At 59.3% G+C, this 13522-nt stretch carries 12 protein-coding genes; 10 read left to right on the top strand and 2 right to left on the bottom strand.

All coding sequences use genetic code 11. The annotated features are described in order from the left end of the window. Positions 1-82: 82 nt before the first annotated feature. Complete coding sequence (locus Pla52nx_RS32460; protein WP_146523055.1) at positions 83-361, bottom strand: ferredoxin family protein; 279 nt, start codon at positions 359-361, stop codon at positions 83-85. Positions 362-952: 591 nt separating this feature from the next. Between Pla52nx_RS32460 and Pla52nx_RS32465 the strand changes: the two genes are divergently transcribed. Both Pla52nx_RS32465 and Pla52nx_RS32470 read left to right on the top strand, forming a co-directional pair. Continuing rightward, on the top strand, positions 953-2200 hold the full coding sequence (locus Pla52nx_RS32465; protein WP_408022650.1) for a class I SAM-dependent rRNA methyltransferase: 1248 nt from the start codon (positions 953-955) through the stop codon (positions 2198-2200). A gap of 209 nt (positions 2201-2409) precedes the next feature. Continuing rightward, positions 2410-3081, top strand: a complete 672-nt coding sequence (locus Pla52nx_RS32470) for an FHA domain-containing protein (RefSeq protein ID WP_146523054.1) — start codon at positions 2410-2412, stop codon at positions 3079-3081. Positions 3082-3251: 170 nt separating this feature from the next. Here Pla52nx_RS32470 and xerD read toward each other — a convergent pair whose 3' ends face one another. Beyond that, the gene (gene xerD, locus Pla52nx_RS32475; protein WP_231742694.1) at positions 3252-4205 is read right to left on the bottom strand and encodes a site-specific tyrosine recombinase XerD; all 954 of its coding nucleotides are present in this window, start codon (positions 4203-4205) and stop codon (positions 3252-3254) included. A 144-nt stretch (positions 4206-4349) separates the two neighbouring features. Between xerD and galE the strand changes: the two genes are divergently transcribed. The 8 genes from galE (at position 4350) to Pla52nx_RS32515 (ending at position 13485) form a co-directional block, all read left to right on the top strand. Further along, entirely contained in the window at positions 4350-5336 is a 987-nt protein-coding gene (galE, locus tag Pla52nx_RS32480; protein ID WP_146523052.1) for a UDP-glucose 4-epimerase GalE, read from the top strand. Positions 5337-5602: 266 nt separating this feature from the next. Beyond that, the gene (locus Pla52nx_RS32485) at positions 5603-7546 is read left to right on the top strand and encodes a c-type cytochrome domain-containing protein (protein WP_197455046.1); all 1944 of its coding nucleotides are present in this window, start codon (positions 5603-5605) and stop codon (positions 7544-7546) included. A 197-nt stretch (positions 7547-7743) separates the two neighbouring features. After that, a complete protein-coding gene (gene aroF / locus Pla52nx_RS32490; protein WP_146523050.1) occupies positions 7744-8757 on the top strand; it encodes a 3-deoxy-7-phosphoheptulonate synthase in 1014 nt (337 codons plus the stop codon). Between the two features lie 3 nt (positions 8758-8760). Further along, positions 8761-9813, top strand: coding sequence for a methyltransferase domain-containing protein (locus Pla52nx_RS32495; protein ID WP_231742691.1), 1053 nt, complete (start codon positions 8761-8763; stop codon positions 9811-9813). A gap of 338 nt (positions 9814-10151) precedes the next feature. Further along, on the top strand, positions 10152-10334 hold the full coding sequence (gene rpmF / locus Pla52nx_RS32500; RefSeq protein ID WP_146523049.1) for a 50S ribosomal protein L32: 183 nt from the start codon (positions 10152-10154) through the stop codon (positions 10332-10334). 179 nt (positions 10335-10513) lie between these two features. Next, the gene (fabD, locus tag Pla52nx_RS32505; protein ID WP_146523048.1) at positions 10514-11437 is read left to right on the top strand and encodes an ACP S-malonyltransferase; all 924 of its coding nucleotides are present in this window, start codon (positions 10514-10516) and stop codon (positions 11435-11437) included. A gap of 108 nt (positions 11438-11545) precedes the next feature. Beyond that, positions 11546-12304, top strand: a complete 759-nt coding sequence (gene fabG, locus Pla52nx_RS32510) for a 3-oxoacyl-[acyl-carrier-protein] reductase (protein ID WP_146523047.1) — start codon at positions 11546-11548, stop codon at positions 12302-12304. Between the two features lie 620 nt (positions 12305-12924). Continuing rightward, complete coding sequence (locus tag Pla52nx_RS32515) at positions 12925-13485, top strand: hypothetical protein (RefSeq protein WP_146523046.1); 561 nt, start codon at positions 12925-12927, stop codon at positions 13483-13485. The last annotated feature ends 37 nt before the right edge of the window (positions 13486-13522 follow it).

Genomic DNA, 13522 nt, shown 5'->3' on the forward strand with positions numbered 1-13522 from the left:
CAGGTGTCGCGTGCGGGTCATTTGTGATTTGGAGTGAACGATCGGGTTGCCTGCGTTTGGAACGCGATCGATCAGCTGGCGATCAATCGTCGGCCAGAGGCTCTTTCTTTTCGGTGATCACTTCGCACTCTTCCGACTTGGTCGCGTTGAGTTCGATGTAGCTCTTCCATTCTTCGGGCAGGTTATCTTCGTGGAAGATCGCTTCGACGGGGCATTCGGGCACGCACGCTTCGCAGTCGATGCATTCTTCTGGGTGGATGTAGACCATCTGATCACCTTCGTAGAAACATTCTACGGGGCAAACGACGACGCAATCCGTGTATTTACATCCCGAGCATGGCTCGGCAACAACGTGAGTCATGGTGGAGACCTTTTTCTTTTCTGCTCTGCAAGTCTGGTGCGAATGAAAAACGAACGAGAGCCCCGAGGCCGCCCGTCACCTTTCCGCCCCCAATATATCGGCGAGACAAGCAATTGACTGTACCCCAAGGCACCAAATTGCCCGACTGGCATTTTTTCACAGCGGATTAAAGGCTCGGGAGGCCGGTTGGGGCAACGCTGAGACGCACTATTGACAGTCGAAAAACCAGCTCGGAGCGCAAGCGAGTGAATTTGGCGTCTCATTGACTCGCTCGCGCGTCGTGCTGATATGTCTCACGTTTCAGCGAATAAAATTCTTCACAGCGTTGCCGCTCAGGGCGGTCCTGGATCGACATTTTCGGCCTCTGGCTGGCTCTTCAAACGCCTTCGGCGGGATCATCAAACGCCTTCGGCGGGATCATCAAACGCCTTCGGCGGGCTCATTTAACGCTTTCGGCGGGCTCATTTAACGCTTTTTGCCACTGGCGGTCCTGCCCCACAAGCGTGACAATCGCCGATCCACTTCTGATTCCGACCCCTAGCGAAACCTCATATTCCCGTGTCAGACACCGATCCGGCGGCCACCGATTTCCTGCCCCCAGCCGCCACCCCCTCAACCACCTTGCGTCTGCGACCCGGGCGTCATTTCCCCTTCCTGGCGCGACATCCATGGGTTCACGCCCATGCGATGGCGGAGGATGGACGGGATTTGGCGTGTGGACAAGTCGTCGACTTGATCGATCACGACGGCAATTGGGTCGCCCGCGGGATCATCAATCCCAACAGCCGTTTGAGGGTCCGCTTGTATGTTTTCACCTCGGACGTCTCGATCGACGAGACGCTGTGGCGGGAGCGGATCGACGCGGCGATCGCACGTCGTCGATTGAATTCGACGATGGATCGCCAAGCCGCCGAGCGATTGATCTTCAGTGAATCCGATTTGATCAGCGGATTGATCGTCGACCGCTACGCGGATTGTTTGGGAGTCCAGTTCACCGCCGGCGCGTTGTTGCCGTGGCGTGAAGCGATTTTGCGTCATTTGCACGAGGTCCTGGAGCCCCGCCAGATCGTGGTCAAAGTCGATGAACGGACAGCGAAATTCGAGGGCATGGAGCCCGAGGAGGGGACCGTTTGGTCGGCGACCGCCGCTGGCGAAATCCCACAAGCGGACGTCGGAAACCCGACGGAGTTCACCGGAACGGTTCATTACCAGCAAAACGGGTTGCAGCTGGCGGTGGACCTGTTGGGCGGTCAGAAAACCGGAGGTTACCTCGATCAACGAAACAATCACGCGGTCGCTGCGGGGTATTGCCATGGACGTCGCGTTCTAGATGTGTGCTGCTACACCGGTGGCTTTGGGTTGGTCGCAGCCAAAGCCGGTGCGGCCGGCGTCGTCGGGGTGGACTCCAGTCAAATCGCGTTGGACGCTGCGGCCAGTGCGGCGGCGGAGAACGGCATTGAGAACATCGAGTTCATTCGCAAGGACTGCTTTGACGCGTTGAAGCAAATGGGTGAACAGGGGGACCGTTTCGACGTCGTGGTCTTGGACCCGCCGCGGTTTGCCGGGTCGCGAAAACAGGTGGATTCCGCGATCAGGGCTTATCGCCGACTCAACGGGCTGGCAGTCGACTTGCTGCCACCGGGCGGTATTTTGGTGACCTGCAGTTGTTCGGGGAGGGTGTCGCGAGCCGATTTCATGAACATGTTGTTGGACGTGGGCAGGCGGCGCGGCCGAGATATCATTTTGCTGGAAAATCGCGGGCCATCGTCCGACCACCCCGTGGCGGCCTCGTGCCCGGAAAGCGACTACTTGAAATGTTTGATTTGCCAGGTGATGTGAAGCACCTGATCCGGCAAGCAGTACCGTCTATACTGGTGTAAACGAGCACGCCCCTTGCCGGTTCCGGGCAGACTGCTGCGGAACATGTCGGACGAGAGTTTATGACGTACAATTAGCATCGACGTGGTTCCGTTCATCGCGGCACAATATCCTTTTCATCGATCGGACACCGACGTGCATACTGATTCTATTCTTGTTGGAGATGGCCCATGTCGGGCGTGACGCTCAAGGTTCTGCACGGTGCCGACCGGGGGCGGGTCTATGCAGACTTGGAACCGCCGCTGACCGTCGGTCGTGAGGAAGGCAACGACATCCAGCTCAATGATGAACGAGTCAGTCGTTGTCACTTCAAAATCCAACGTGACAACGATCGCTTGGTGTTGACCGATTTGGACAGCACCAACGGCACCAAAGTCAACGGAGTGGAATGCCCGCTGAAGATCCTCCGCAGTGGAGACTTGATCGCCGTGGGCCGCAGCCTGATGCTGGTCGGCAGCGAAGAAGAGATCGCCGAGCGATTGGCGAGCATGGGCAGCGACAACCAAACGCTTTCACGCGAACTCGCATCGTCGGACAGCAGCGTTGCGATGGACTTGGGCAACGGTTCCCAGTCACCGTTTCACATGGATCTTGCACAAGTTCGCGAGTTGCCGTCGATCCCGGACAATCTGAGTCCTGGCCAAAAGGCGCAGCTCTGCGAAATCCTGGACTTCCTGCAAACACGTTTGTGCAAACTGGTGCAGACGGCAAAGATCGATGAGAACAGTGGTCAAGTCACTTTGTCGTTGCCGGCGTGGCAGCGATTGTTGGGCGCGCAAGCCCGACTGAGTGAGATGCACCGCCAAATCGCGGACCCGGATTGGCCCGACGAAACGCCGTAGGCGTGTGGAGAACAACGAATGTAGCTTGGGCACTCTTGCCCGAGAGATCACCGACGGGCAAGAGTGCCCATCCTACTTTTGTTTACCGCATGCGGATTGTCGTTCGACTCTCCGAGTCGACAACGTACAGCGGAGAACGCTATCGACTTGGAAAGTCGAGCGACAATGGCTCATGCGCGCGGGTGAAACTGCTTGTGTACGCGTTTGAGTCGCGAGTGTTCCACGTGAGTGTAGATCTGCGTCGTTTGAATGCTGGCGTGTCCCAGCATCTCTTGGACTTGACGTAAATCCGCGCCGCCGGCCAACAGGTGTGTGGCAAAACTATGTCGCAGCGAGTGTGGGCTCATCTTGTCGTCGATTCCGACGCGACGTGCGTAGCGTTTGACCAGACGCCATAGTTGAATTCGATCCAAAGCTCGGCCGCCGCGTGAGAGAAAGAGTTCTTCGGGAGGATGCAACGCTTTCTCGGCCAACTCGCCACGCAGGTCACTCATGTATCGCTCGATCGCCTCGATCGCTTTGGTCCCCACGGGCACCATCCGTTGTTTGCCACCTTTGCCCTCGCATCGCAAGTGTCGTTGAGGCAGCGAGAGATCGCGGACACGCAAGTTACAGACTTCGGAAGCCCGGCAACCGGTCGCGTAAAGGACTTCCAGCATCGCGACGTCACGCAAGTAGAACGAGTCGGATTTACGGGGCGCGGCGAGGAACGCATCGACTTGTCGGCGTGACAGGACGCCGGGCATGCGTTGCCACATTTTTTGCGCGGCCAGCAGATCGGCGGGATTCTCGATGACGACGCCTTCGAGCTGCAGGTACTTGAAAAAGGTCCGCACAGCGACGATGTTGCGGGCCATCGAGCTGGGAGCCAGTTGGGCGGCTTGCAGGGTGCCCATGTAATTCGTCAGGTCACCCACCGCGATCCGAGCCAGGGAGCGGTCACCCAGCCATTCAAAGAATTTCGTCAGGTCGCGTCCGTAGGCGGCGATCGTGTTGTCCGCCAAATGGCATTCGCCACGCAGGTATTTGAGAAACTCCTCGCGGTGCGTGTCGGTGGGCTGCGAGGACTTTGCCGGTGGACCGGATTCTTGCAGCAATTGCAGTTTCGTTCGTCGTTTTGCCAAAGCGGGCTCCTGGAAGGCAAAAAAACGCGGCGGGTTGGCGTTTCCCTGGCGTAGCTTTCCGAGTACGAAAGCAATTCTGGGGCGGCGATTTGCTGTCCCATTTTTACTATCGGTTCCCATCGATCTCACGCAACAACCTTTGCCATGAATGTCTTAGTTGTCGGCGGTGCCGGCTATATCGGTTCTCACGCCGTCCGATTGCTCGTTGATGCCGGGCACGACGTCTGGGTCTATGACAACCTTTCTCGCGGCCATCGTCAGGCGGTCCCTGAGGGGCGTCTGATCGAGGGCGAGCTGTCCGATCGGGCCACGTTGGTCGCTGCATTGCGGGACAAGCAGATCGAAGCCGTCATGCACTTCGCCGCCTTTGCCCTGGTCAACGAATCGGTCAACGACCCGGCCTTGTACTACCGAAACAACGTGGTCGCCGCGATCGATTTGCTCGACGCGATGCGTGAAGCGGACGTTAAGAAAATCGTTTTCAGCAGCACGACGGCGACCTATGGCGAACCGGACGTGGTACCGATCCCGGAAACAACACCACAGAAACCGATCAATCCCTACGGTTTCACCAAGCTGGTGTTTGAGCAGGCGCTTGCGGACTACGCAGCTGCCTACGGGTTTGCCTATGCGGCGCTGCGATATTTCAACGCCGCCGGTGCGCGTCCGGACGGGACGATCGGCGAAGATCACGATCCGGAGTCGCACATCATCCCGATCGTGTTGCAGGTTGCTCTGGGTCAGCGTGACAAGATCACGATCTTTGGCGACGACTACGCCACGCCCGATGGAACCTGCGTCCGCGACTACATCCACGTCGACGACTTGGGCGACGCCCACCTGCGCGCCCTGGAGCGGCTGGAGCCTGGCAAAGGACTGTGCGTGAATCTGGGCACCGGCCGCGGCACCAGCGTTCGCGAGATCGTCGAGGCCTGTCGCGCGGTCACCGGGCATCCGATTCCCGAGACGATGGGCCAGCGTCGTGCCGGGGATCCCCCCGAGCTGATCGCTGATGCCCGCTTGGCCAAGCAGTTATTGGGTTGGACGCCGAAGTACACCGATGTACGGCAAATCGTCGAAACCGCCTGGAATTGGCACAAATCCCACCCCAAGGGGTACGCCAAGAGCTGAGCGAGCTTGGGCTGCGGGTCATCTTGTCTTTCGTTTGACCCGATTTTCGTTTGACCCACAGCCGAAGGCGCAGGAGTGGGTGACCCAAAACGTCGGCATGACGTATTGCTGCGCCTTCGGCTGCGGGTCAAACAGGCTGGAACGACGACAGCGAGTAAATGCATAAGGGCAGCTCAAATCTTCTCCGTTCGATGTTTTTTTGAGGCTGCTATACTAGGTCAATGCGTTCTTCTCCGTACGCACGCCCCAGTTCCCGAGAGACCGATATGCGATTTGTTGGCTTATTCGCCCTGTGGATCACGATTTTGCTTGTGGCCGACTCCGTGTTTGCAGCGGACCTATCGTCCCGCGAGCGAAAGATGGTCGAGACGGTCAACGCCACGCTTCGCCGCGCCGGTGCCAGCTATTCCGCCGGCAACCATGACGAAGCCGCCAAGAGCGTTCGTGCGGCGATGGAGCAGTTGGATCTCGCCGTGCGTGTCGGTGGTCCGAGCGTGTTTGATGAGTTGGAACCGGCAATGAAACGGATCGCGACGGCGCGTACGATGCTGGAGTTGGAGGGCGTTTCCCTGCCACCATTCCGCAAACCAGAGCGTCCCGCTGCAAAGCCCGCAGCGGAGACTCCCGCGGCCAATCCGGCTCAGCCCGGCATGACCCCTGACGGCAAGCCAACCATGGGATTCTTTGACCCCAAGGGTGGCATCAGCTTTACCAAACAAGTCGCACCGATTCTGGTGGGACGATGCGGCGGCTGCCACGTCCAAAGCAGCAAGGGCGGATTCAACACGGCGTCTTACGCTGCGTTGATGAAGGGGCCGCCCGAAGGCGTCGTGGTCTTCGCCGGTGATGTCATCGGTAGCCGTTTGATCGAAACGATCGAGACCGGCGACATGCCCCGCGGCGGCGGCAAAGTCTCGCCAGCGGAATTGAACGTGCTGAAAGTCTGGATTTCGGAGGGTGCCCGCTTTGACGGCCCGGACCCGGCCGCCGCAATCACCGCGGCCGGCGCGCCCGCACCTGCCCCGATGCCCAACGTGCCACCGCCGACTGCTAAGAAAGCAACCGGCAACGAAACCGTCAGCTTCGCATCGGACGTCGCACCTCTGTTGATCGAGAACTGCGTCGGTTGTCACATCGATGCGATGCAAGTGCGAGGAGGACTGAGAATGGATACCTTTGCACAATTGTTGCGAGGTGGAGACAGCGGACAGATCGTCACGGCCGGACAAGGCGAACAGAGCTTGCTCGTCAAGAAACTACGCGGAACCGCAGCCGACGGCGATCGCATGCCCGCCGGACGTCCACCATTGTCCGATGACTCCATTGCGTTGATCAGCAAATGGATCGACGAGGGCGCAGCGATTGATGGGCCGGAGGCACAGCCGATCAAAGTGATGAGCCAGTTGGCTTGGGCATCCAAAGCAACCACGGAGGAAATGTCCGCGCGTCGAGCAGAGTTGGCCGACAAGAACATGCAACTCATCGCGATGTCCAACGCCCAGCCGCAAACTGAAGAAACCGAACACTTTCGCGTCATCGGCACCGGGTCCTCGGCGACGTTGGGAGCGGTTGCTCAGGCGGCCGAAAAGCACATGAAGACCGTGCGTGATCTGGTCGATGGCGGGGCAGGCGCGGATTACTTTCACGGAAAAGCAACGATCTTTGTGTTGCCCAAACGCTACGACTACAGCGAGTTTGCCAAGATGGTCGAGCAACGCAGCATCCCCACGGAGTGGACCGGACACTGGTCATTTGACGGCATCGACGCTTATCTCGCAGTGGTCGCGACCGACCGTGACGAAGAAGACGAGGTCTCTGCTCGTGTGCTCGGCCCGCTCACGTCGCTGGCCGTTGCCACGCGAGGAAGCGATGTGCCGCGTTGGTTCGCCGAAGGAATCGGAGTGAATATCGGTGCTCGCGGTCAAGCGACCACACGAAATGAAAAGCAGCGACAGCAAGCCGAACTGGTCGAAGCGGTCGGGCTGCTGAAAAACGCGAAATCATTTTTGGAGAACAAGATGACCGCCGAGCACACCGACCGAGTCGGTGCGGCGTTGGCAATGACGATGCTGGATCGTACGCGTCGCAGCTCGCTCAATGCCGTCTTGCGGGCATTGTCCGCCGGCGAACCTTTTGAAGTCGCCTTTGCCAAGGGATTCGGCGGTCCACCGGAAACGTACATCGAGAATTTCCGTTCTTGGGTGCAGTGACCAAATTCTCTGCCCCACCCTCACCTCACCGTAATGGGAACGCCGCGCATCGGGTCGACGCGTCACCTTTTGTTCGCCACACACACCCGCGAACCTTTTGCTCTGGACGCATGTCCGCTTGAAAAATTGGCCGCGACGACCAGAATCGGCGGTATCTCCCCTTCTTTCTCAGCCAACCAAAACAGGCGGACGCAGCGATGATCGTGGTCATGGAACAAGGTGCAACGGACGAACAAGTCCAAGCCACCGTCAAACGGATCGAGAGCCTGGGGCTCAAAGCGTCGGTCATCGTGGGCACCGAGCGGACGGTCGTCGCGGCCATCGGCGAGAAACGCGAGCACGCCAAAGAGTCCTTGGAAAGCGGCGAGGGGGTGGCCACGGTCACACCGATTTCCGCCCCGTACAAGATGGCCAGCCGCGAAGTCCGGCCCGAACCGAGCTGTATCACGACGCTGGATTTCGCCGCCGGAGCGGGCAAGATCGGTTACGTCGCCGGCCCGTGCAGCGTCGAAAGCGAAGAGCAGATCCTGGCCACCGCACGAGCCGTCAAAGCCGCCGGAGCGACCGGCTTGCGTGGCGGTGCGTTCAAACCACGTACCAGCCCGTACAGTTTCCAGGGACTCAAGGAAGACGGGCTGAAGATGCTGGCCGCCGCGAGAAGCGAAACCGGCCTGGCGGTCTTCACCGAAGTGATGAGCACCGAGGATGTCGACCTTGTCGCTCGTTACGCCGATGTCCTGCAAGTCGGTGCACGCAACATGCAAAACTATCGCTTGCTCGAAGCCGTAGGGCGGGCCGGCAAACCCGTCCTACTCAAACGCGGTGCGTCGGCCACGATGGACGAGTTCTTGCTCGCCGCGGAATACATCCTCAACGAAGGCAACGATCAAGTCATGCTGTGTGAGCGTGGCATCCGCACGTTCGAAAGCCACACGCGATTCACTCTGCCACTTGCCAGCGTGACCTACTTGCATCGCCGCACTCACTTGCCCGTCATTATCGACCCCAGCCACGGCACCGGTCACACCTACATGGTTTGTGACATGGCCGTCGCTGCCATTGCCGCAGGCGCAGATGGCTTGATCATCGAAGTCCACCCGGACCCGTCTACCGCGGCGAGCGATGGTTACCAGTCGCAAACCTTTGATGAATTCCAGCGGACAATGAATCGATGCAAGATCGTGGCCGATGCTCTGGCTGGCGTGAAATAACCCGTGTCCACACCTGACGAATCAAACGACGACTCGGACCCACGCGCATCCGCTGCCAGCTCTGCACAAGATCGCACGCTGCAACAGTACCACCAGTGGATGCAAATCAATGCGATGTCGCATCTGCTACGCACTGCCCGTACGTCAGGAGTCTTGGATGCGTTGCGTGGGGGGCAAAAGACGTTGGATCAACTCTGCGCGGACTTATCGCTGGACACTGCGATCACCTCATTGTTCCTGGACGCGCTGATCTCGATCGGGATTGTCGAGCAATACGGCGAAGATTTCGCGCTCGCGCGGGCGGCTCAATTGTTGTGCCAGTACGACCATGATTTCGGTGATGAAGCCTGGTCGGGACTTGAGCAGAAACTGCGTGAGGGTCGTCCCAACGTGGCTGCACCGGAGATGGATCAAGCGATGGTCGATCACACGGCGGCGACGCAGTGGTCGCAAACCGGCGCGGCGATCCAAGCCGCAGAGATCTTGAACATCGGTGGCGAAGGCGAACCGCAAGGCGTCAGGATCTTGGACCTGGGATGCGGCTCGGCCGTTTTCAGTTGTGCGATCGCCCATCACGATCCCCAATCGACTCTCGTCGCGGTGGACCATCGCGGTGCGCTCCAAGCGGCCAAATCGACCGGCGACTCGATCGAACTTTCCGATCGCATGGAGTTGGTCGAAGCCGATTTGCAGTCGGGTGAAATGGACTGGGCCGACACTTTGGACGAGGCATCGTTTGACTTGGTGCTGTTGGCTCAGCGATTGAGCGTGTTGAGCTCCGAGGCTGCTGTATCGATGCTGGGCGTGGCGGCCAAGCTGACCAAGCCGGGCGGACGTGTCGTGTTGGTCGACGTCTTTCGCGGCCAATCGCGACCGACGCTGACGGAGTCCATCGGCGCGTTACGGATTGCGACCGGGACGGGCGCGGGTTACGTCCGCAGCCTCAAAGAAGCCCAGCAACTCATGTTGGGAGCCGGCTTGGGCGAAATTCAATTCACGTACTTGGCCGCCAGCCGAGAACACCTCGGAATGATGGTCGCCCGAAAAATCACGTAGCCGCGTCTCTCCGAGACACGAAATCCAGAGTCATTGTCGCTCGACGTTCCACGTCGATAGCGGGCTGCAGCGTTTCGCACGCAATTGCCAGACGCGTTCTCAGCGAAGCCGCTCGTCAGTCCGTCCACGTCTCTCCGGACGCGAAATCCAGAGCCTCGCCCACCGTCCGGCCCGCCCAAAGCTATCAACCGCCGGCCTGAAACGACCCAAATTCCCAATTCGCACCCAAAAATCGGCCCCAAACTGGCAATCGTCCATTGACGACCTGCCGGGGTCATTCGTAGGATGCTGGGCCAAATTCATCCCAAATTCCCTTTACAGACTGACAGACAGAAGCCATGGCTGTCCCCAAGCGAAAACACTCCAACAGCCGTAGCGGCAAACGTCGTAGCCACCACAAGGTCAAACGCCGCCAGGTCGGCTATTGCCCACAGTGCAACACCGCCACGCCGACGCACACGATCTGCCCGAAATGCGGCTACTATCAAGGTCGTACTGTCGTCGAATCCACCGAAGAATAGAACTTCGGTCGGCGAAATTCTTTCTGGCCGTCTGTGACTCGTTGGTTCTGTACCGATCGGTTCTGTGCTCATCGGTTTCATTCTCATCCGAGAATCCCGACGTCTGCGGTACGTGTCGATAGCGGACCGCATCAACAGCGGTTCCACCAATCAAAGTCGGACCTAGCGGAGGAAGCCCCGTGTCATTGGACGTGAAGAAGGCCGGGATTCTGTTCCCCGGTCAAGGCGCTCAGAATGTCGGTATGGGCCGCTGGTTGTGCGAAACCTACCCGACTGCAAAGAAGCTCTTTGACGAGGCGGGCGAGATCCTCGGTTACGACCTCGCGCAATTGTGCCAAGACGGCCCCGCTGAAAAACTCAACCAGACCGAGTTCAGTCAGCCCGCTTTGTTTGTCGTCGGGATGGCCGCCGCCAACGTCTTGGCCGAGCATCATCCCGAGCGTATCGAGTCCGTCGTCGCCACGGCCGGATTGAGCTTGGGCGAATACACCGCAGTTTGCTTTGCCGGTGGTCTCGATTTCCCCGATGCGTTGCGATTGGTTCACCGACGCGGCGTCGCCATGCAAGCCGCTGCGGATGCAGTGGACAGTGGCATGGCCAGCGTCCTGGGCATGTCGCTGCAGGAAGTCCAAAAGCTTTGTGATGACCATCGCGGCGACGGCGAAATCCTGCAACCCGCCAACTTGCTCTGCTCGGGCAACATCGCCGTCTCAGGACACACCGCCGCCGTGGATCGCCTGGAAGCCTCCGGTGCCAAAGCGGTACGTCTTGCCGTCGCCGGTGCCTTTCACACGCCGTTGATGCAACCAGCCGTTCAGAGTTTGCAAGAAGCGCTCGCGGAGATGCCGATTCGACAAACCCGAATCCCCGTCTACAGCAACGTGGACGCCAAACCGCACCAGGCCCCCGATGAGATCCGGGACTTGCTCAGCCGACAAGTCGTCCAGCCGGTGCAGTGGGAAGCTTCGATCGAGCAGATGATCGACGACGGCATTGAAGGATTCTTGGAAGCCGGCACCGGCAAAGTCCTGCGTGGCATCCTGAAACGCATCGACAAGTTCGGCCGCAAAGGTCCCACCGATGGCTTCGGCGACGGGGACTGAACCCGAGAAACAAACCGAGAATGACCCAATAAGCCTTTGTCGATCGCACAGGCGATCCAGCACCCCAACCCAATCACGTCTTTCACCTTCCAATCCCAACCATCCATCATGACGCTCTCCATCTCTGCCGACCTTTCCGATCAAGTCGCCGTTGTCACGGGAGCCTCACAAGGGCTAGGCAAAGCCGTCGCGATCGCCCTGGGCGCCAACGGTGCCACCGTCGTTTGTCTGGCTCGCAATGCTGAGAAACTTGCCGCCACGGTCAGTGAGATCGAAGCCGCCGGTGGAAAGGCTCAAGCGGTCGCCTGTGACGTCACCGATCGAGCAGCCGCGGCGGCCGCGATCGAAGGCGCCGCCAAAGAACACGGACGGCTGGACATCCTGGTCAACAACGCCGGCGTCACGCGTGACAAGCTGATGCGTGGGATGTCCGACGATGAATGGGATACGGTGATCGCGACCAACCTGACATCGTGTTTCGTGTGCTGCCGAGCCGCCGCCGGGATCATGCGTCGAGCCAAGTACGGGCGGATCATCAACATGGCCAGCATTTCGGGGTTGATCGGCAACCCAGGCCAAGCCAACTACAGCGCCAGCAAGGCGGGCATGATCGGCATGACGCGGACGATGAGCAAAGAACTTGTCAGCCGCGGCGTGACCGTCAACGCAGTGGCACCGGGATTCATCGCCAGCGAGATGACCGCCGAGTTGGGCGACGTGGTTTTGGAAGAAGTGAAAAAACGCATTCCCGCTAAACGCGTCGGAGATCCCGAAGACGTCGCCGCCGCAGTTCTCTTCCTGGCATCCAAGAGCGCCGGCTACATCTCCGGCCAAACCATCGTCGTCGACGGCGGCATGGTCGGCTAAAGCAATCGTAGGTCATGCTCTGCATGACGAAATGCGGCACGCCTGTCTTGACGCTTGGCGACCCGGATTCGCGGGAACCTCATAGTGCTTCGTCCAGTCTTAGAACGCGGGTTCGATCAATGAGCCGTTTTGGCGTTAGCCACGGTTTTCGCGACACAACCGTGGCTATCGCCAAAACGGCTAACCCCAAAATCAAGTCTGGACGATGCACTAGTGCTGCGGGAACGAATTGAGCTTGCTTCATAACCCGACGCGTCAGCGAGGGATTTTCCCGTTATCCCTCGCTGACGCGTCGGGTTAGGAAATCTTCAAGCCACATTAGTTCGTTCCCGCGGCACTAGTGACATCAGGTGCGGCCCGGTTTTGTTCTACGGATCACGTCATGCAAAGCATGACCTACCAACGGTCCCTCGATGCGGGACCGTTTTTTTGTGTGAACCTGTTTCACCCGCCGTGACTCTTGTTGGGTAAGGCACACTCCCTGCACCTCTCGCCCTCTCGGGATTCCTGAATCATGCACTAGCAACTTCATCTTCAACATCTGAACTCAAGGTGGTCGCGTCTACCGCGGTGGTAGAGCTACGCGCCCATCTTCGTTTTCCTATGTTGGAGCAAGCAAGATGTTGCGAGAAAGTGATTTCGATTCCACCCTCGGCCGAGTTGTCGTCTGCCAAGTCGTCGTTGCCCGTTCTTTCCGCGTCATGGTCACGCAAGCCGGCGGCGATGTGGCTCTCTTTCAAGCTGCCCCCACGCTGGGAGCGGCACGTCGGATTGCGGAGGCAGCCTGCCTTCGCCACCAAGCCCGTTTGGAACGAGAGCATCACGTCGTGATGGCCGATCCCAGGCGACCACGTCGGGTGTACGTCGAACAGTGGGTCGGCACGGCGATCGAGGGCGAGTGGGCACCGGTCCCGCAAATCCAAGGCGGCTTTCAACGCTACTTTAGCGACGAAGCACCCGGTGTGGAGCAGCGACGAATCCGCAGCGGCGAATGGGTTCGCTGTGTTCTGCTGGACGAAAGGACGCGGCGTGGTGGCTGGAGAGCAAGGCTGGAGGGCAAACGCCACATCGGTCCGGTCCTCGGTGACCCGCCCGCTGGGATCAAAGCGGGCGACACGGTGCTGCTAAAATTGAGCAGCCTGTCGCATCGCAGCCACGCCGCCCAATTTGCCTGGACATAGAGCTGGACAGGACAGCATTTCGGTTGAACACGAAGGC

Source organism: Stieleria varia (assembly GCF_038443385.1).
GTDB classification, from domain to species: domain Bacteria; phylum Planctomycetota; class Planctomycetia; order Pirellulales; family Pirellulaceae; genus Stieleria; species Stieleria varia.

Excerpts from the sequence above, each read along its gene's own strand:
- Pla52nx_RS32460 (WP_146523055.1), bottom strand. The coding sequence starts at position 361 with ATGACTCACGTTGTTGCCGAGCCATGCTCGGGATGTAAATACACGGAT.
- Pla52nx_RS32470 (WP_146523054.1), top strand. The coding sequence starts at position 2,410 with ATGTCGGGCGTGACGCTCAAGGTTCTGCACGGTGCCGACCGGGGGCGG.
- galE (WP_146523052.1), top strand. The coding sequence starts at position 4,350 with ATGAATGTCTTAGTTGTCGGCGGTGCCGGCTATATCGGTTCTCACGCC.
- Pla52nx_RS32485 (WP_197455046.1), top strand. The coding sequence starts at position 5,603 with ATGCGATTTGTTGGCTTATTCGCCCTGTGGATCACGATTTTGCTTGTG.
- aroF (WP_146523050.1), top strand. The coding sequence starts at position 7,744 with ATGATCGTGGTCATGGAACAAGGTGCAACGGACGAACAAGTCCAAGCC.
- rpmF (WP_146523049.1), top strand. The coding sequence starts at position 10,152 with ATGGCTGTCCCCAAGCGAAAACACTCCAACAGCCGTAGCGGCAAACGT.
- fabG (WP_146523047.1), top strand. The coding sequence starts at position 11,546 with ATGACGCTCTCCATCTCTGCCGACCTTTCCGATCAAGTCGCCGTTGTC.
- Pla52nx_RS32515 (WP_146523046.1), top strand. The coding sequence starts at position 12,925 with ATGTTGCGAGAAAGTGATTTCGATTCCACCCTCGGCCGAGTTGTCGTC.